The organism is Brevibacterium sp. SIMBA_078 (assembly GCF_046534565.1).
Classification (GTDB): domain Bacteria; phylum Actinomycetota; class Actinomycetes; order Actinomycetales; family Brevibacteriaceae; genus Brevibacterium.
Genome location: NZ_JAWRYQ010000199.1, coordinates 1 through 273 on the forward strand (window position 1 = coordinate 1; position 273 = coordinate 273).

A 273-nucleotide genomic window follows, 5' to 3' on the forward strand; every position below is an offset into this window, starting at 1 on the left:
GCTTGATATTTACCACTGCGCCATATTGATAACATAGACGTGTTAGCAAGTGGATGTCAGATTCATCTGTTTGGTCAACGTGGCCAACAGTGATAGTGGCCAGATCTAGTTTGATCGATAGCTCTAATTGTTGACGCTTGGCAATGATGTCTGCAACATCACCAAGCGTTTTATTGTGATAAGACTCGCTATGGCCAGACTTTAATGACGATTTAAAATCTGCTGACTTGGCCTTGATATTTATGGTGTCTGGCGTACCTGACCACTCACAGC

1 pseudogene is annotated in these 273 nt (G+C 43.2%); it reads right to left on the bottom strand.

The annotated features are described in order from the left end of the window. Window positions 1-273: pseudogene (locus tag SB749_RS19425) on the bottom strand (hypothetical protein); the annotation flags it as partial.